Source organism: Pseudomonas sp. SC3(2021) (assembly GCF_019856535.1).
GTDB lineage: Bacteria > Pseudomonadota > Gammaproteobacteria > Pseudomonadales > Pseudomonadaceae > Aquipseudomonas > Aquipseudomonas monsensis.
Genome location: NZ_CP082236.1, coordinates 2,557,985 through 2,575,863, shown reverse-complemented (window position 1 = coordinate 2,575,863; position 17,879 = coordinate 2,557,985). Strand labels below are relative to the sequence as shown.

At 60.8% G+C, this 17,879-nt stretch carries 18 protein-coding genes; 8 read left to right on the top strand and 10 right to left on the bottom strand.

The features are described 5' to 3' along the window. Positions 1–79: 79 nt before the first annotated feature. Positions 80–1,327 carry a TIGR03862 family flavoprotein gene (locus K5Y35_RS11455; protein ID WP_222834246.1) on the top strand — a complete coding sequence of 416 codons (1,248 nt, stop codon included), beginning with the start codon at positions 80–82 and terminating at the stop codon, positions 1,325–1,327. Positions 1,328–1,776: 449 nt separating this feature from the next. On the opposite strand, the gene K5Y35_RS11450 is transcribed toward K5Y35_RS11455, so the two are convergent. Then, on the bottom strand, positions 1,777–3,117 hold the full coding sequence (locus K5Y35_RS11450) for a DEAD/DEAH box helicase (protein WP_123463918.1): 1,341 nt from the start codon (positions 3,115–3,117) through the stop codon (positions 1,777–1,779). 65 nt (positions 3,118–3,182) lie between these two features. Then, the gene (yedA, locus tag K5Y35_RS11445; RefSeq protein ID WP_222834245.1) at positions 3,183–4,124 is read right to left on the bottom strand and encodes a drug/metabolite exporter YedA; all 942 of its coding nucleotides are present in this window, start codon (positions 4,122–4,124) and stop codon (positions 3,183–3,185) included. Between the two features lie 163 nt (positions 4,125–4,287). Between yedA and K5Y35_RS11440 the strand changes: the two genes are divergently transcribed. Further along, positions 4,288–4,740 carry an Lrp/AsnC family transcriptional regulator gene (locus K5Y35_RS11440; protein WP_123463913.1) on the top strand — a complete coding sequence of 151 codons (453 nt, stop codon included), beginning with the start codon at positions 4,288–4,290 and terminating at the stop codon, positions 4,738–4,740. Positions 4,741–4,781: 41 nt separating this feature from the next. On the opposite strand, the gene K5Y35_RS11435 is transcribed toward K5Y35_RS11440, so the two are convergent. The 3 genes from K5Y35_RS11435 to K5Y35_RS11425 form a co-directional block, all read right to left on the bottom strand. Next, the gene (locus tag K5Y35_RS11435) at positions 4,782–5,387 is read right to left on the bottom strand and encodes a PolC-type DNA polymerase III (RefSeq protein WP_222834244.1); all 606 of its coding nucleotides are present in this window, start codon (positions 5,385–5,387) and stop codon (positions 4,782–4,784) included. A 41-nt stretch (positions 5,388–5,428) separates the two neighbouring features. Next, positions 5,429–5,908, bottom strand: coding sequence for an NYN domain-containing protein (locus K5Y35_RS11430; RefSeq protein WP_007949802.1), 480 nt, complete (start codon positions 5,906–5,908; stop codon positions 5,429–5,431). Positions 5,909–6,166: 258 nt separating this feature from the next. After that, positions 6,167–6,925 (bottom strand): DUF2076 domain-containing protein, encoded by a 759-nt coding sequence (locus K5Y35_RS11425; protein ID WP_222834243.1) that lies wholly within the window; start codon positions 6,923–6,925, stop codon positions 6,167–6,169. Between the two features lie 178 nt (positions 6,926–7,103). Between K5Y35_RS11425 and K5Y35_RS11420 the strand changes: the two genes are divergently transcribed. The 3 genes from K5Y35_RS11420 (at position 7,104) to K5Y35_RS11410 (ending at position 9,908) form a co-directional block, all read left to right on the top strand. Continuing rightward, positions 7,104–7,778 (top strand): YciC family protein, encoded by a 675-nt coding sequence (locus K5Y35_RS11420; RefSeq protein WP_222834242.1) that lies wholly within the window; start codon positions 7,104–7,106, stop codon positions 7,776–7,778. Positions 7,779–7,853: 75 nt separating this feature from the next. After that, positions 7,854–8,933, top strand: coding sequence for an endonuclease/exonuclease/phosphatase family protein (locus tag K5Y35_RS11415; protein WP_222834241.1), 1,080 nt, complete (start codon positions 7,854–7,856; stop codon positions 8,931–8,933). Positions 8,934–8,987: 54 nt separating this feature from the next. After that, positions 8,988–9,908: a hypothetical protein gene (locus tag K5Y35_RS11410; protein ID WP_222834240.1), complete on the top strand. Its 921-nt coding sequence runs from the start codon at positions 8,988–8,990 to the stop codon at positions 9,906–9,908. Between the two features lie 52 nt (positions 9,909–9,960). On the opposite strand, the gene K5Y35_RS11405 is transcribed toward K5Y35_RS11410, so the two are convergent. The 4 genes from K5Y35_RS11405 to K5Y35_RS11390 form a co-directional block, all read right to left on the bottom strand. After that, positions 9,961–10,797, bottom strand: a complete 837-nt coding sequence (locus tag K5Y35_RS11405) for an ABC transporter ATP-binding protein (RefSeq protein ID WP_128615970.1) — start codon at positions 10,795–10,797, stop codon at positions 9,961–9,963. Next, complete coding sequence (locus K5Y35_RS11400; protein WP_222834239.1) at positions 10,785–11,588, bottom strand: ABC transporter permease; 804 nt, start codon at positions 11,586–11,588, stop codon at positions 10,785–10,787. The genes K5Y35_RS11405 and K5Y35_RS11400 overlap by 13 nt, the downstream gene beginning before the upstream one ends. Positions 11,589–11,598: 10 nt before the next feature. After that, positions 11,599–12,585, bottom strand: a complete 987-nt coding sequence (locus K5Y35_RS11395) for an ABC transporter substrate-binding protein (RefSeq protein ID WP_123463899.1) — start codon at positions 12,583–12,585, stop codon at positions 11,599–11,601. A 351-nt stretch (positions 12,586–12,936) separates the two neighbouring features. Next, entirely contained in the window at positions 12,937–14,427 is a 1,491-nt protein-coding gene (locus K5Y35_RS11390; RefSeq protein ID WP_222834238.1) for an aldehyde dehydrogenase, read from the bottom strand. 223 nt (positions 14,428–14,650) lie between these two features. Between K5Y35_RS11390 and K5Y35_RS11385 the strand changes: the two genes are divergently transcribed. Further along, entirely contained in the window at positions 14,651–15,565 is a 915-nt protein-coding gene (locus K5Y35_RS11385) for a LysR family transcriptional regulator (RefSeq protein ID WP_123463895.1), read from the top strand. Between the two features lie 23 nt (positions 15,566–15,588). Here K5Y35_RS11385 and K5Y35_RS11380 read toward each other — a convergent pair whose 3' ends face one another. Next, entirely contained in the window at positions 15,589–16,044 is a 456-nt protein-coding gene (locus K5Y35_RS11380; protein ID WP_123463893.1) for a winged helix-turn-helix transcriptional regulator, read from the bottom strand. Positions 16,045–16,195: 151 nt separating this feature from the next. On the opposite strand from K5Y35_RS11380, the gene K5Y35_RS11375 reads away from it, so the two are divergent. Next, on the top strand, positions 16,196–17,458 hold the full coding sequence (locus K5Y35_RS11375; protein WP_222834237.1) for an MFS transporter: 1,263 nt from the start codon (positions 16,196–16,198) through the stop codon (positions 17,456–17,458). Positions 17,459–17,555: 97 nt separating this feature from the next. After that, entirely contained in the window at positions 17,556–17,864 is a 309-nt protein-coding gene (locus tag K5Y35_RS11370) for a 2Fe-2S iron-sulfur cluster binding domain-containing protein (protein WP_186748021.1), read from the top strand. Positions 17,865–17,879: the final 15 nt, after the last annotated feature.

Below are 17,879 nucleotides of genomic sequence, written 5' to 3'. Positions count from 1 at the left end.
ATCGCGAGCAGGCTCACTCCTACAAGGGATCTGCGCTGTTAGAATGCGCGCCTTATCCCGCCATACCGCAGCGCACGCCATGACCCAGACTTCTGCCCGCCTCCCCGCTCACGTCGCCATCATCGGCGGTGGCCCTGCCGGCCTGATGGCCGCCGAAGTGCTGAGCCAGGCCGGCGTGCGTGTCGATCTGTACGACGGCATGCCCTCGGTCGGTCGCAAGTTCCTGCTGGCCGGGGTCGGTGGCATGAACATCACCCATTCCGAAGCCTACCCGGCGTTTCTCTCGCGCTATGCCGAACGCGCACCGCAGATTGCGCCGTTGCTGCGCGCCTTCGACGCCGATGCGTTGTGCCGCTGGATTCATGAACTGGGCATCGAAACCTTCATCGGCAGCTCCGGCCGGGTGTTCCCCACTGACATGAAAGCCGCGCCATTGCTGCGCGCCTGGCTCAAACGCCTGCGCGACAGCGGCGTGGTTATCCACACCCGCCACCGCTGGCTCGGCTGGGATGCGCAAGGCGCACTGCGTATCGCCAGTCCCGATGGCGAAATCACCGTCAAAACCGATGCGACCCTGCTCGCCCTCGGCGGCGGCAGTTGGTCGCGCCTCGGTTCGGATGGCGCGTGGATGCTGCCCCTGGAGCAAAAAGGTGTAGGACTGGCGCCGTTGCAGCCGAGCAATTGTGGCTTCGAGGTGCAGGCCTGGAGCGAATTGCTTGTCAGCAAATTCGCCGGCGCACCGCTGAAAAACGTCGCCATCGGTTTGAACGACGACATCCCGCGCCTGGGCGAATGCGTGATCACTGCGACGGGCGTTGAAGGCAGCCTGATCTACGCGCTGTCAGCCCCCATTCGTGAGGCGATCAACGCGCAGGGTGCTGCGACTGTGCACATTGATCTGCTGCCGGGCCGGCCTGTGGATAAATTGCAGGCGGCCTTGAGCAAGCCACGCGGTTCGCGCTCGATGGCCAAACATCTGCACAGTCAGGTCGGGATCGACGGGGTAAAAGCAGCGTTGTTGCGTGAACTGACTGACGCCGCCACCTTTGCCGATCCGGCGCTGCTGGCCCGGGCGATCAAGGCATTGCCGCTGACTTTGGTGAAACCCCGTCCGCTGGACGAAGCGATCAGCAGCGCCGGTGGCGTGACGTTCGAGGCGCTGGATGAGCGATTGATGCTCAAGGCGTTGCCGGGGGTGTTTTGCGCGGGGGAGATGCTCGATTGGGAAGCGCCGACGGGCGGCTATCTGCTGACGGGGTGTTTTGCCAGCGGGCGGGCTGCGGGGTTGGGGGTCGTGCAGTGGCTAAAGTCCGAGGCGTCTGCCTGAACCCTCACCCCAGCCCTCTCCCAGAGGGAGAGGGGGCCGACCGAAGTGTCTTGGGCGATCCATCGACCTGAACGGTCGAGTCGAATATGAATTCGGCAAAGCTCTTTCAGGTCGGCACAACCTTAAAGCATCCCCCAATCAGCCCCCTCTCCCTCCGGGAGATGGGGCCGACCGAGGTGTCCGGCGCCATACATCAACCTGAACGGTCGAGTCGATTATGGATTCGGCAAAGCTCTCTCTGGTCGGCACAACCTTAAAGCATCCCCCAATCAGTCCCCTCTCCCTCCGGGAGAGGGGGCCGACCGAGGTGTCCGGCGCTATACATCAACCTGAACGGTCGAGTCGATTATGAATTCGGCAAAGCTCTTTCAGGTCGGCACAACATTAACGCATCCCCCAATCAGTCCCCTCTCCCTCCGGGAGAGGGTTAGGGTGAGGGGCTTTTGACTTTAAGGTTTACGCTTACGAGGTCCGGTGTTAAACACCGGCACTTTACGCACAGGCTTGATCGAAGGCTCCGGCGCCGACGTCTCACCGCTGTCGACCCACTTGCCGAGATTACGCTTGCCGCCACCGCCGCCGGACGCCTTCGGCTTTTTCGGTTTCTTCGGCTTCTTGATCACCTGACCGCTGGCATCGGTGTCCGGCACGCGGTGTTCCGGTTCGAAGTCCGGCTCGTTCTGACGCTTCAACGTCTGACGCGTGAGCATCTCGATCGCCGACAGCAGGTTCACTTCATCGGCACACACCAGCGAAATCGCCTCGCCAGTCGAACCCGCACGACCGGTGCGACCGATACGGTGGATGTAATCCTCGGCCACGATCGGCAGATCGAAGTTGACCACCAGCGGCAAGTCTTCGATGTCCAGACCACGGGCAGCCACGTCGGTCGCCACCAGGATCTGCACTTCACTGAGTTTGAAACGGTCCAGCGCACGCTGACGGGTGGCCTGCGGCTTGTCGCCATGGATACCGTCGGCGTTGACACCAAGGCCCTGGAGTTTTTCCACCAGCGCGTCCACACCGTTGCGGGTCTTGGCGAACACCAGCACCTGCTTCCACTTGTTCTTGCGCATCAGGTGCACGAACAGTTCCGGCTTGCGTTTCTTGTCCACCGTCACCACCCACTGCTTGACGGTGTTGGCCGCGACGTTGCGCGGGCTGACTTCGATGCTCAGCGGATCGTTGAGCATCTGCCCGGCCAGCAGGCGGATGTCATCGGAGAAAGTCGCGGAGAACAGCAACGTCTGGCGCTTCTTCGGCAGCATGCGGTAAATATTCGCCAGTTCTTCGGAGAAGCCCAGATCGAGCATGCGGTCGGCTTCATCCAGCACCAGGGTTTGCAACTGATCGAGTTTCAACGCGTTCTGGCGGAACAGGTCGATCAGACGACCAGGCGTGGCGACAAGCACGTCAACGCCGCCGCGCAGCTTCATCATCTGCGGGTTGATGCTGACGCCGCCGTACACCGCATAAGTGCGCAATGGCAGATTTTCAGCGTATTGGCGCACCGACTCATGAACCTGCTCCGCCAGCTCGCGGGTCGGCACCAAAATCAGTGCACGAGCCGAATTAGCGGCCACTTTCGGCCCTTCCATGGCCAGCAACTGCAGCAGCGGCAAGGCGAAACCGGCGGTCTTGCCGGTGCCGGTCTGGGCCGCAGCCATCAGGTCGCGACCAGCCAGCACGGCCGGAATGGCTTGCGCCTGAACCGGCGTCGGGGTCTGGTAGCCGAGCGTCTCGAGGGAGCGCAGCAAGGGTTCGATCAGGCCAAGGGTGGCGAAAGTCATGGGAATACCGTAGGAAAATTCAGCGCAGTTGTGCGACACGAGTGTGCAATGGCGCGCAGTTTACCCTAATTCACGCGCTGTTCTGCTGGCACGGCTGTCTTCGGCGGCGGCGCGACGAGCGGCTGCGCCGGCCGCCGCCACTGCGGCAGACCGATCAGCACCACGGCGCTGATGATCACCAGCATCGCCAGCGCTTCTTCAATGCCGATGGTCTCGCCGACAAACACGATCCCCAGCAACACCGCCACCGCCGGGTTGACGTAGGCATAACTGGTGGCCGCCGCCGGACGCACATGCTTGAGCAAGTACATGTAGGAATTGAAGGCGATGATCGAGCCGAAGAAAATCAGATACGCCAGCGCCAGCCAGCCTTCGAGAGGCGGCACGGCTTGCAGGTGCTCGCCACTCGCCGCGCTGCCGATCAGCAGCACCACGCCACCCACCAGCATCTCAACGGCACTGGCCATCGCGCCTTGAGGCAGCGGCAGGTGTTTGCTCCACACCGAGCCAAAGGCCCAGGTCGCCGCCGCGAAAATCAACAGCGCCGCGCCCATCGGACTCGATTGCAGGTTGGAGCCCATGTTGAGCATGGCGATGCCGACAATCCCCAGCGCCACCCCGGCCCACTCCAGGCGAGTATTGCGCGCCCCCCAGAAATAGCCACAGAGCAACGTGAACAAGGGCACCGTCGCCACCGCCAGTGCCGCCACACCGGACGCCACCCCGCTATGTTCGGCCACACTCACCGCACCGTTACCGAAACTGAGCAGCAAAATCCCGATGATCCCCGCGGCTTTCCACTGCGCCCAGGTCGGCGCCGGCGCCCCGCGCCAGCGCAGGAAGGCGTACATCAGGCTGCCGGCAATCACGAACCGCACGCCACCGAGCATCAGCGGTGGCCAGTATTCAACGCCGAGGCGGATCACCAGATAGGTCGATCCCCAAATCACATACAGCGCAAAGAACGCGGCGATCAACGGCAAGGAAAAACGGCGCAAGGCAGGCATGGGCAACTCGAAAGTCAGCGTCAGGGGATGGATTATTCTAGAAAGGCACGCAGGCAAAAATAAGCTACAAAACCTGTTTATCGCGCCGGTACACTTTTGAAAGAACGGAGATCTACGGGATAAACCGTGATTTCGAAAGTCTGGCAATTTAAGGAGTCCGGCCTTGGACAGATACGACCGCATGCTGCTCAGCGCCCTGTTGGAAAACGGTCGGGCGTCCTACGCCGAACTGGCGCGCAAAGTGAACCTCTCGCCGCCGGCGGTGGCCGAGCGTGTGGCCAAGCTTGAGGCGGCCGGAGTGATCACTGGGTATCAGGCGAACATCGACCTGTCGAAAATCGGCTTGCCGATCCAGTGCATGATCGAATTGCGCCTGCACCAGAACGGCAGTCAGAAGGTCTACGACGAACTGGTGAAAATCCCGCAACTGACCGAGTGCTTTCGAGTGACCGGCGATCCGTGCGTGATGATGAAGGGCGCGGTGGGTTCGATGACGGAGCTGGAGGAGTTGATCAACCGGGTGGCGAAGTTCGGCTTCAGCAAGACTTCGATTGTGTTGTCGAGCGCGATCGAGAAGCGCGTGCCACTCGGCCACATCGACAGCAACGGTAAATAGCTCGGGCCAACTCCTACAAGGATTTTGTGTTGGGCTCTGCCTCAGCGGTAGCGTTGCAAGTGCTCGCTGACTTTGGCAGCCGGGACTTTCTGCAGTTTGCACAGCAGGTCGTGGTTCAACTCACGCACGCCATGCTTGTGCCGCAGTTCTTCAGCCAGATGCGCCATCAGGTTCGCCGCCATCTCGGCATCCGCCATCGCCCTGTGCGCCTGACCGGTGTGCGGCAGGCGGGCGAAGGTGGTCAGGGTGCCGAGTTTGTGATTTGGCGCTGCCGGCATCAGGCGCCGGGCCAGCAACAGCGAGCAGGCAAAGTTCTGCAGACGGGTACGTTTGATCCGCCCCAGTTCGAAGTCCCAGAACTTCTGGTCGAACGAGGCGTTGTGTGCGACCAGCGGCGTGCAGCCGACGAACTCGTTGACCTCTTCCATGACCCTTTCCGCCGAGGGCGCGTTGCGCAGCATGGCGTTGCTGATGCCGGTCAGTTGTTCGATGAAGGCCGGGACGCGCACGCCGGCGTTCATCAGGCTCTGGTAACGCTCGACGATGCGCCCGTTTTCCAGCATGACCACGGCGATTTCCGTGGCGCGACAGCTGCTGTTCGGCGACAGGCCGGTGGTTTCAAAGTCGATGACTGCAATGCGTTCCAAACCGGGTTGTACTCCGTTCAAATCAATTCTTCAGTAGCGGCTCAGTTTTTCAACAACAGCGCGCCTTCGATCGGCACGTAACGGCTGGCGGCGCGGATCAGCGAGTTGGCCGTCAGGCCGGGCACACCATAGGCGACCGCTTGCACGCCATGCTTGCTGATGATGCGTTCGAGCAGCATGTCGAAATCGCCATCACCCGAGGCCAGGACGATTTCGTCGACGTGGTCGGCGGCGTCCATGATGTCGAGGGTGATGCCCACGTCCCAGTCGCCCTTGGCCGAGCCGTCGCTGCGCTGGATGTAGGGCTTGAGCTTCACGGTGAAACCGAGGTTGCGCAAGATCTGCTGGAACTGCTGCTGCTTGCTGTCGCCACGGTCGATCGCGTAGGCATAGGCTTCGACGATCTGCCCGTCCTTGCTGATGTCCGCCCACAATGCGGCGTAGTTGAAGTGGCAACCATAGGCCTGACGCACGGTGTAGTAGAGGTTCTGCACGTCGGCGAACACTGCGATTTTTTTCACCGGGATTCCTGTGGGCGCATAGCGCACGAAGCGGGATCAGGCGCCGGGCCCGAAAAAGGCGCTCAGTATGCCAGCCAAGAGGAATGTTCAGCGAATAATCACCCACAGGCGCCATGGTGCTACTGACGAGCGGTGAAGGTGGCGAGGGGATTCATCCCCGTTGGACTGCACAGCAGGCCCAAGAAACCGGGGCCGCTACGCTGCCCAACGGGGATAAATCACCTCGCGACAGTTCGATGTCAACCTGCAAGGTTTGGGTCAGACGAACGAATCATCGTCATCGAAGAACGATGAGTTGTCGTCGCTGTAGTCGGTGTCGGTGAACCCGCCCTGGTCATTGCCCGAGAAGCCGTTATCGGCCACACGCTGGTCATCATTCCAGCCATTGTTGCTATGGTCAGCCACTTGCGCCGGCTCTTCCTTGATCACTTCAACGATTTCTTCGGGCTGCTGGTTTTGATGGAACAGGCTGCTGATGCCCTGCGCCAGCATCACACCGCCGGCCACGCCGGCAGCGGTTTTCAGGGCGCCACCGAGGAAACTGCTGCCCGCTGCTGCCGGGGCGGCTGGCTGCGCGTAATTAGGCGGTGGCGCGGCATAGTTCTGTTGTGGCGGTGCTGCACCAAAATTCTGCTGCGGTGCCGGCTCACGCCAGCCGCCCGTCGAGGCCGGAGCACTTGGGGTCGGTGCCGGACGCGGGCTGCCGCCGAAGATGCTGGACAGGAACCCGCCGCCACCGCTTGGCGCGGGGGCCGCGCTTTGCGTCTTGGCCGCTTGCAGCTCAGCCTGCAATTGCTGGACTTGTTGAGTCAGTTGCTTGTTCTGCTCGTCGAGGCTCTTGAGCGCCGCCTCTTGCACCAGAATCGCCTGGGTCATGAAATAACCTGCCGCTGGCTGGCGGGTCAGGTGTTCCTTGATCCGCGCCTCGGCCTGGGCGTCGCGCGGGGCTGCCTCCGTTTCGGCTTGTTGCAGCCGGGAAAACAGTCCATCGATCAGGGTTTGCTCTTCGCTGTTCATGGCGACCTCGTAGATTGCCGGGGATAACGTTGCCCTCGCCCACTGTGGGCGAGGTGCTCTCCCGTAATGGAGACAGTGACAGGATGTTTCAATGACCTTTACCGAATGTTTACGTTTGTGTCGCACCTGCCATCATCGGTTAAAGTGAGCCACTGTTTTTGACCTGCGATACCGACTGATGAATGCCTTCGAAGTACTGCGCGACTCCCTGTATTTTTTCAAACGTCATTTGGGCAGCATCGTGCAGTTGTGCCTGCCGCTGGTGATTTTCGAAGCGGTTCTGCAACAGGTCGTCGATCACGCCACCGGCCCGGACAATTTCTCGGCGATCAGCGTCATTGTCGGTCTGTTGGTCTATCCGCTGTACACCGCCGCCCTGATTCTGTTTCTCGATGCACGCAGCCGTGGCGAGGCGCCGCGCAACCGGGATCTGCTGGCGATGGCCGCGACCCTCTGGCCGCGCTTCGCCGTACTGACCGCGTTGAACACGCTGCTGATTCTGTTGGGCCTGTCGCTGTATTTCCTGCCGGGCCTGATCCTGATGGTCATGCTCGCGTTCGGTGAATACCTGCTGGTCCTGCGCGGTCTGGGGCCGTTGCAGGCCATGAAGGAAAGCCTGCGCCTGACCCGTGGGCACTTCTGGCGAATCCTGCTATGCATCCTGTGCGTGATGACGCCACTGTGGCTGCTCAAGGGCGCGACGCTGGCGGTGTATCCCGAGCCGCAGAATCCGCTGATCGCCGTGTTGATCGACAGCGCTCACAGCTTCCTGCAACTGTTCACCAGCGTGGTGCTGTTTCGCCTGTTCATGCTGATCAGTGAATTGCCTGACAAACGTGACGGGGCGGTCTGACCGCTCTGCGCTTGGGCTTCGAGGCTGCCGTCAGGTATGCTCGGGGCCACTTTCTGTAACGCTATAAGCCGAGCCATGACCCGTCTGCTGCGCTACACCCTGTTCTTTGTGTTGCTCGCCCTCGCGCTGGCCGCCGCACTGATGTTCAGCCTGACCTGGCGCCCCGACGCCCGGGAAACCCTGCCGGTCAGTTGCACCACCAGCGCGCCGACGCTGGTGCCCGGCCAGGCCCTGAAAGTCATGACGTGGAACGTTCAGTACCTGGCCGGCAAGCGCTACGTGTTCTGGAATGACCTGGCCCAGGGCGACGATGATGCGCCGACCCTGGAAGACATGGCGTTCAGCCTCGATGAAGTGGCGCGGGTGATCCGCGATGAGCAGCCCGATGTGGTGCTGCTGCAGGAACTGGATGACGGCGCCAAGGCCAGCGATTATCAGGATCAGCTCAAGCTGTTGCAGGAGCGGGTTGCCGACCTGTATCCATGCAGCACCAGCGCCTTCGACTGGAAGGCCGATTTCGTGCCTGACCGGCACATTTTCGGCAGCGTCGGCCGACAACTGGCAACCCTGAGCCGCTACCGCATCGAACACGCCGAACGCCTGCAATTGCCGGTCGCCGAGGCCAACTTCATCAGCCGCCAGTTCCAGCCCAAAGACGCGCTGCTCGTCACCCGACTGCCCCTGAGCGATGGCGGGCAACTGACCGTGTTCAATACCCATCTGGAACGTGCCAGCCAACCGGATGACACCTTGCAGACCCAGGTGACGGCCGTGGCCAGGGTGCTCGACAAGTATGAAAGCCAGGGCCTGGCGTGGCTGATCGGCGGCGATTTCAACCTGTTGCCCCTCGGCCAATACCGGCGCTTGCCGGAGGAGCAGCGCACGCCCTACTCCGCCGACAGCGAACTGCACCTGCTGTGGGACAAATACCCGATGATCCCGACCAACAACGAGGCCAGCGGCATCGACCGCGCGCAATGGCTGACCCACTATCCCAACGACCCTGGCCTGAATGGCCCGGACCGCACGGTCGACTATCTGTTTTACAGCCCGAAAATCAAACGGGTCGAAGCAAGGGTGCGCCAGGACGATACGTTGCGCATCTCCGATCATCTGCCGGTGATTGCGCGCTTCCTGTTGCCTGCCACGCCCTAGTGGCGACCAACGCGCCCTCTGCTTCAGCTCACGCATTCACGACACGGAACGCCCATGAAAATCTTACTGGTGTGCAAGGACATCGGCGGTTACGCCGGCAAACTGGCCGACTACCTGATGACCGAGCACGACGTGTGCTTCATCGACACCTCGTCGCTGTCCAACCGCTTTGAGCGGGCACCAAAGATCCTGCGCCGCCCGCTCAAACGCTGGGCCCAGTTGCGCCAGTTCAAAAAGGTCCTCGGCAAGGCTGCGCGCTTTGACGTTGCGCTGATCATCAACCCGGCGCAAATCGATCCGCAGCAATTGGCCGCCGGCCTGAATGTGGCCGACCGCAAGATCGCCTACCTCTACGACAGTTTCAGCCGCTGGCCAATGACCCGCGAAGCACTGGCCGGTTATGACGAGGTGTTTTCGTTCGATCCGGGGAATGCCGAGAGTTACGGCCTGAAAAAGCACTACAACTTCATTTACGAGGACTACGTCGCGGACGGTGCGCCCGGCGACTACTCGGCGTTCGTGGTGATGGCCGGCAAGGATCGAGTGCCGGCCCTGGAAGGGCTGGCGCGGGAGTTCGATCGACTCGGCGTCACCGATTACAAGTTTCTGGTGCAGTGCAAACCGATCCCCGGTGCGCACCCGGGCATCACCTTTTTCGAGCAACGTATGTCGCTGGAATCCGTGGGGGAGCTGGTAAAGCGCTCGCGGATCATTCTGGACATCGCCAAACCCGGCCAGGCCGGCTTGAGCTTCCGTTTCTTCGAAGCCATGGCCTCGCGCAAAAAAGTCATCACCACCAACCGCAGCGTGGTCGATTACGACTTCTACAATCCGGCCAACATCCTGGTGATCGACGAGGCCAACCCGGTGATTCCCGAGCGTTTCATCACCGATCCGTATGTCGATGTGCCCGAGACCATCTACCAGAAATACACCTTGCAGGGCTGGGTCAAAACGGTTTTCGCATTCGCGTAATCGGCCCCCTGTGGGAGCTAGCTGCTCCCACAGGGGCGGGATGCCTCGCGTTTCAGTGGACCTCTTCCAGATCGTCATGCAGCAGCCCGAAGATCTGCCGCTTCATGTCGATGAACGAGCGCTCCATGACCATGTCCAGCGAACGCGGGCGTTCGATCGGCACATCGAGGATCTGTTTGATCCGCCCCGGTTTGGCACCCATCACGTACACCCGGTCGCCGAGCAGAATCGCCTCGTCGATGTCATGCGTGACGAACAGCACGGTCTTCTTGCTGTTGCCCCAGACCCGCAGCAACAGTTGCTGCATCTGCAGACGGGTCTGGCTGTCGAGGGCGCCGAACGGCTCGTCCATCAGCAGGATCTGCGGATCGTTGGCCAGCGCCCGGGCAATCGCCACCCGCTGCATCATGCCGCCCGACAGCTGCTTGGCGTAGTTGTCGGCGAACCCGCTCAGGCCGACCTCGTTGACGTAGTAATCGACAATCTCCTTGCGCCGCGCCGCCGGCACACCGCGCCGCTTGAGGCCGAACTCGACGTTCTGGCGCACCGTCAGCCACGGAAACAGCGTGTAGCTCTGGAACACCATGCCGCGATCCGCGCCGGGGCCCTGCACTTGCTGACCGCCGACGTAGATCTCACCGGACGTCGGCTCGGCCAGACCGGCGGTCAGGTACAACAGACTCGACTTGCCACACCCCGACGGCCCGACCAGCACGGCGAACTGCTGATCCGGCACCTCGAACGACACTGCCTCAAGCGCAGTGAACGTGCCGCCACCAGGCTTGCTGTAGCGCAGGCTGACTTTGTCCACCTGCAAGCGCGGCGCCGCTTGCGCCGGGCTCGCGACCGGTTCGATAAAACGATGATTGGCAGCAGTCACTGAGCCCATGCGGCAACCCTCAAGCGGAGAAAACGGAACAGTTGATCGGTGACCAGCCCCAGCAGGCCGATGATCGCGATGGCGAGGAAAATCACGTCGACCTGAAAACCGCGCATGGCCTTCAGACTCAGATAGCCCAACCCACTGGAAGCGGCGACCAGTTCAGCCACCACCAGGTAAGTCCAGGCCCAGCCCATGGTCACGCGCAAGGTATCAAGCACGCCGGGCACCGATGCCGGCGCGATGACATGCAGCACCGCGTCGCGGCGATTGGAACCGAGGGTGTACGAAGCGTTGATCAGGTCCTTGGAAATGCCTTTGGACACGTCCGCGATCATCACCAGTTGCTGAAAGAACACACCGAAGATGATCACCGACACCCGCTGCTCCAGACCGATGCCGATCCACAGAATGAACAGCGGCACGAACGAAGTCACCGGCAGGTAACGAATGAAGTTGACCATCGGTTCGAGGAACGCCTGGACGATGCGGAAGCTGCCCATCAATAACCCCAGCGGCACCGCCACCAACGACGACAGAATGAAGCCGACCATCACCACTTCGACACTGGCCCACACGTGGGTGCCGAGGGTGCCGTCACGGCTCAGGCGCACAGCCGCTTCCACCACTGCCCCCGGCGTCGGCAAGAACATGCCCGGGACGATACCGCCGTAGGACAACCCGGCCCACAGACCGATCAACAACACCCAGGCCAGCCCGCTGGCGCTCCACACCAGCGGTACCGGCAAACCGGTCTTCGGCGTGAGGCAGCGGCTCAGCCACGAATTGCGCTTGAACATTGCAGACCTCCTAGAGCGGGCTGACAAAACGGTTGTCGACCAGATCGTCGTTGCTGACGTTGTAAGGTTTACCCTGCAATTCGCTGGCGGTTTCGTTGGCCAGTTTGATCAGCGCTGCGCTGTCGCCCGGCTTGCCCGGTGCGCCGAGCAATTTCTCGCTCATCGCCTGATCGTAGAAACGTACACCTTGGGCAGCGGCGGCCAGTTCCTTGGGATCGGACAGATAACCACCGACACCTTTGGCCATGATCCTGTAAGCGTCTTCGGGATGATCTTTGGTGTATTGCACCGCCTTGTACAAACCCGCCACCAGCGCCTTGACGTCTTGCGGCTGTTTCTCGATGACGCTGCAGTTCAGCGCCACCACATCGACGATCACGCCGGGGGTACTGCTGCTGTCGATCAGCACTTTGCCCTGCTGTTTGTCGCGGACCATCGACAGGTGTGGTTCCCAGGTTACGGCGGCGGGCACGCGCCCGGCGATGAACGCGGTGGCGGCATCGTCCGCGGTCATGTTCTGCACGGTGATATCGCTCATTTTCATGCCGTTCTTTTTCAGCAGGTACGAGAGCCAGAACTGCGAGGTCGAGCCTTCGTTGACGGCCACGGCCTGGCCCTTGAGTTCCTGCAGGGATTTGACGTCCTTGCCGACCAGCACGCCATCGCCACCGTGGCTGTCATCCAGCGCCGCAACGGCCTTGAAGCAGAACTGCGGGCGGTACTTGAGCACCTCGTCAATGGTCGAGGCGGAGCCGGACAACTGCCCGGATGCCTGGGCGGCCATGTACATCGAGGCTTCTTCGACCACTGGCAATTCGACGGTCAGACCGTTCTCCTTGAAGTAGCCCAGATCCCGCGCCAGGTAGAGCGTGCCGTAGCCGACCCACGTGGTGTGGCCAATGGACAAGGTGCCGGCGTGGGCGCTGGTCGCGACTGTGGCGGCCAGGGCGGTGATCGCCAGAGGATGAGTGAGACGGATACACAAGGACTTGATCATGGAGCACTCCCGACGCTGTTGATTTAGTTTTGTCATGGGCAGTACGGCCAGCGCCAAAGATGCCAATGCACGCTGCGGTCTCTGCTGGACTCTGGCGTGAAGGCTTGGGCTGACGAGAGGGATGGTGGCCCATGTGCGCGGTGAGGAAAATCAGGAAATTGTTGGCAGCAAATGATGAAAAAACTGGGTAGTGCGCACCGCTGAGGGGCGATGTTGGCGGGGATGCACGGGGTGGGTGCAAAGCGGAAATTTTCGCTGAATGTACCTAAGTCATCGCGAGCAGGCTCACTCCTACATGGGCGCACGGTCAATTGTAGGAGTGAGCCTGCTCGCGACAGAGTCCACGCGGTTTCAGCGCAACTGAAACCAGGTGGTCTTGAGCTGGGTGTATTTGTCGAACGAGTGCAGCGACAGGTCGCGACCAAAGCCAGATTGCTTGCCGCCGCCAAACGGCACGGTCACGTCCAGTGCATCGACGGTATTGACTGACACCGTGCCCGCTCGCAGTCGTCGGGCCACGCGGTGCGCGCGATGCAGATCATCCGTCCACAGCGACGCCGCCAGCGCGTAGACACTGTCATTGGCCAGACGCACCGCTTCGTCTTCATCGTCGAACGGCACCACCGCCAGCACCGGGCCGAACACCTCTTCACGAAACAGCGGCATGTCGGCGCTGACGCCAGTAAAAATCGTCGGTTCGATGAAGTTGTCCGAGCCGTTGAAACGCCGTTGCTGACCGCCACAGACCAAGGTCGCCCCCGACTGGACTGCACCGTGAATGGCGCGCAGGATGCTCGTCGTCTGCCGGTGATCGACGATGGCTCCGGCACGGCTTTGCGGGTCAAGTGGATCCCCCGGCAGCCAGCGCTCGGCCTGGGCTTTCAGGCGCTCGACAAACTCATCGTGAATAGCGCGTTCAACCAACAGACGCGAGTTGGCCGAACACACTTCACCCTGATTGAAAAAGATCCCGAACGCGGCTTTCTCCGCTGCCAGATCCAGATCGCGGCAATCGGCGAACACCAGGTTGGCACTCTTGCCGCCGCACTCCAGCCAGACCTGTTTGAGGTTGGACTGCGCCGAATACTGCATGAAATATTTGCCGACCTGAGTCGAGCCGGTGAACACCAGACAATCGACATCCGGGTGCAGGCCCAACGCCTTGCCGGTCTGTTCACCCAGCCCCGGCAACACGTTGAGCACACCTGCCGGCAGTCCGGCCTCCAGTGCCAGTTCGGCCAGACGCAACGCCGAAAACGGTGATTGCTCCGCCGGTTTGAGAATCACCGAATTGCCCGCCGCCAGCGCCGGCGCGAGTTTCCACGCGGCCATGTCCAGCGGAAAATTCCACGGCACCACCGCGGCGACCACCCCCAGTGCTTCACGGGTAATGGTCGCCAGCACGCTGGACGCGGCGGGGGCAATCTGATCGTAGAGTTTGTCGATGCTTTCGGCGTACCAGCGAAACACCCCGGCAGCGCCCGGCACGTCGATGGTGTAGGCATCCATCACCGGTTTGCCCATGTTCAGCGAATCGAGCAGGGCCAGTTCTTCGCGGTGGTTCAGCAGCAGATCGGCCAGTTTCAGAAGCACCTGTTTGCGCTCCACCGGTGGGCGTTGTGACCAGGTACCGGCCTCGAACACCTGTCGTGCATTGCGCACCGCCGCATCGACATCCGCCTCGCCACAGGCCGCGACATTGGCCAGCAACTGCCCGGTAGCGGGATTCATCGCGGCGAAGGTCTGCCCCGATTGTGCGGCGCAGGGTTGGCCGTCGATCACGGCTTGATCGGGAAACTTCAATGCAACGGCGCGGCGCTGCCATTCTGCAAGCTCGAACACGTTCGGATGCTCCCTGGGCTTTAATTGTGCATTGATGGTCGCTCAGGGCGGTGCGGGCTAAAACCAGTAAAAATATCTTCGCAGGCAATAAAAACACTGGGCAATGACTTGCCCCAAACGCGGGCCAGATGGCTATGGTTGAAAGATAAACACATCGTCGCGCAGCGGACGTGGCGGCGCACAAATTGCTTGGAAGTCGAGTCCGCTCGTCCAGAGGTTTGCCGTGGCCGCCTACAATTTGCGTCAGCTCAAATACTTCATCACCACCGTCGAATGCGGCAGCGTTGCCGAGGCGTCGCGCAAGCTGTACATCGCCCAACCGGCCATTTCCACCGCGATCAAGGCACTGGAAGACAGCTTCGCCGTGCAACTGCTGATCCGCCATCACGCCCAGGGCGTGTCCCTGACGCCCAGCGGCGCACGCTTTCTGCGCAAGGCGCAGGAACTGCTGCGCATGGCCAAAGAGTTCGAACAGAACGCCCTGGCCGACAACGACATCGTCGCCGGGCAGATCGACATCGGCTGCTTCGAAACCGTCGCCCCGCTGTACCTGCCGCAATTGATCGCCGGGTTTTGCGCGCTGTATCCGGGGGTGAAAATCCGCATCCGCGACGGTGAACAACAGGAACTGGTGCAAGGCCTGACATCGGGTGCGTTCGATCTGGTCATCTTGTACGAACACGAACTCGACGCGACCATTCAGACCGAACCCTTGATGCCGGCGCAGCGCCCTTATGCACTGCTGCCGGCCGATCACCGCTTCGCCGAATACAAGCAAGTGTCGCTGCGGGACTTGTGTCTGGAGCCGATGATCCTGCTCGATGTGCAGCCGAGCCGGACCTACTTCGTCAGCCTGTTCGAAGAACTCGGCCTGACCCCGCGCATCGAGTTCAGCTCACCGTCGATCGAAATGGTCCGCGGCATGGTCGGCCAGGGGTTCGGCTTCTCGGTGCTGGTGACGAAGCCGCACTCGGAATGCACCTATGACGGCAAGAAAGTAGTGTGCGTCGACATTGTCGAAGATGTCACCGGTTCAGGCCTGGTAGCGGCGTGGCTCAAACGTGGGCAACTGACCAAACCGGCGCAGTTGTTCGCCGATTATTGCCGCGAACAACTGACACGCAAGGCTGGCGCCTGACCCGCACGGGCCATGGCGAACATTCAACTGCGGCGCTTGACCACACGCCGATGGCAATCGGCCGGGCCCAATACCTTGCCCGCCCTCGACCGCACCTCAATGATCTCGATCTGCTCGGCGTGCTCGTTGTCCAGCAGTATCGAATAGCTCTCGCCCTTGCTGAACAGGAAGCGCTCGCCCCACTGACGCATGCTGATCACGATCGGAAACACCGAACGCCCCATCTCGGTCAGCACATACTCCTTGTAGGCGGTGCCGTCGGATGCAGGCTGCACCTCGAAGACACCGAGCTCGACCAACCGTTTGAGTTTCACCGTGAGGACGTTTTTCGCCAGGCCCAGGCGCTTTTGAAATTCGCTGAAACGACGGACGTCATCGAAGGCGTCACGGATGATCATCAAAACCCAACGATCACCGATAGCTTCAAGTGTCCGGGCCACAGGGCATTCGCTTTGTGCCAGTAGCTGCTGCCTAGCCATGAGTCTCCAGTGTTGATTAATAAAGTGCGTCAGAACTGTTCTAACGTCAGAAGAAAATATTTTGAAAAACTAGTTGTAGATTAAAACCAGTTTTGATAAAAATCAACGCATCGGTTTTGTTTAAAAACCAGTTATTCCCAAGGATGGAATGATGATGCTGAACCCTCGAAAGCCTTCGATTATGGACGTCGAAGCCGAAAAATCAGCCGGTGGCGGCACTGTTCAGTCCCCTCAGGAGCATGCAACCACACCTGGCCTAAGTCGTTACCAGACATTTCTCTTTGCAATTACCTGCGCCATGGCCGTGGCAAACGTCTACTTCGCGCAACCACTGCTGGAGTCGATGGCAGCCAGTCTGTCGGTATCGCCCGGCACCATCGGTGTGGTGGTCACGGCCACTCAGGCCGGTTACGCAGTCGGTCTGTTGTTCATCGTCCCCTTGGGCGATCTGCTCAATCGCAAGGGACTGATCCTCACGCAGATGCTGCTGTCGGCCGCGGCATTGTGTGCCGTCGGACTGGCACAGGAATGGGGCTTGCTGCTCGGCGCGATGGTGCTGGTCGGATTGATGGCGGTGGTCGTGCAAGTGGTGGTTGCCTACGCGGCGACACTGGCCAGTCCCGAACAACGCGGCGAAGCCATTGGCACGGTGACCAGTGGTGTCGTGCTGGGCATTTTGCTGGCGCGCTTCGTCTCTGGCGCGGTGGCCGATCTGGCGGGCTGGCGCGGGGTTTACTTTGTCTCGGCAGCCTTGATGATCAGCATGGCGCTGGTGCTCTATCGCACTATGCCGGCGTCGACCAAGCCACCGGCCAAAGGCAGTTATCTGCAGTTACTGCGCTCGGTCTTGCAGTTGTATCTGACCGAACCGACGCTGCGCGTCAGGGGGACTTTCGCCCTGCTGATATTCGCTGCATTCAGCGTATTGTGGACCGCCATGGTCCTGCCGCTAAGTGCGCCGCCACTGTCACTTTCCCACACTCAGATTGGCTTGTTCGGTCTGGCAGGGGTTGCAGGTGCACTGGCCGCTGCAAGGGCCGGCCGGTTGGCCGACCAGGGTTTGGGCAATCGCACCACAGGCATTGCGCTGGTGCTGTTGACCGTGTCCTGGTTACCCACCGCGTTTGTTGAAAGCTCATTGCTGGCCATGGTCATCGGTGTGGTCTTGCTGGACTTTGCAGTGCAGGCCGTGCACGTGACCAACCAGAGCCTGATTTTCGCCGCCCGGCCGGATGCGCAAAGCCGCCTGGTCGGCGCCTACATGACCTTCTACTCCGTGGGCAGCGGTCTCGGTGCCATTGCGGCAACTTACACTTACGCCCACTTTGGCTGGGTCGCTGTTTGCCTGTTGGGCGCAGCGTTCAGTGGTACAGCGTTGTTGTACTGGTTATATCTGCAAATGACTTCTCGCTAACTTCTTGAGTATTTAAAACTGCTTTCCATGGCCTGCCGGGCTTTGGCGTGAAACTGTGTGCCTGCCACACGAACTTAAACAATTAAATGAGGCATGTATGGAAGGGTTTCACACACTAACCGTTACTTCTACTACAGCGAATAAAATTGAGTTCGAGTTACCAACCAACGCCCCGTTCACGGATATCGAATATGAACGTGACGGCAAGAACATCATCCCGCTGGGCTGTCGTATCGGGGCGTGCGGTGCTTGTTTGATCAGGATTACATCAGGTTTCGAGGCGGTAAGTCCTCGCGATGACGATGAAGAGGCTTTTATCGAGGTGTTGGGTTACAGCGGTGAAGAATACCGGCTGGCCTGTCAGTGCCTGTTAAAAGGAAAAGTAGCCATTGAAATAATTGGCTAAGCGTTGGCGTTTAAC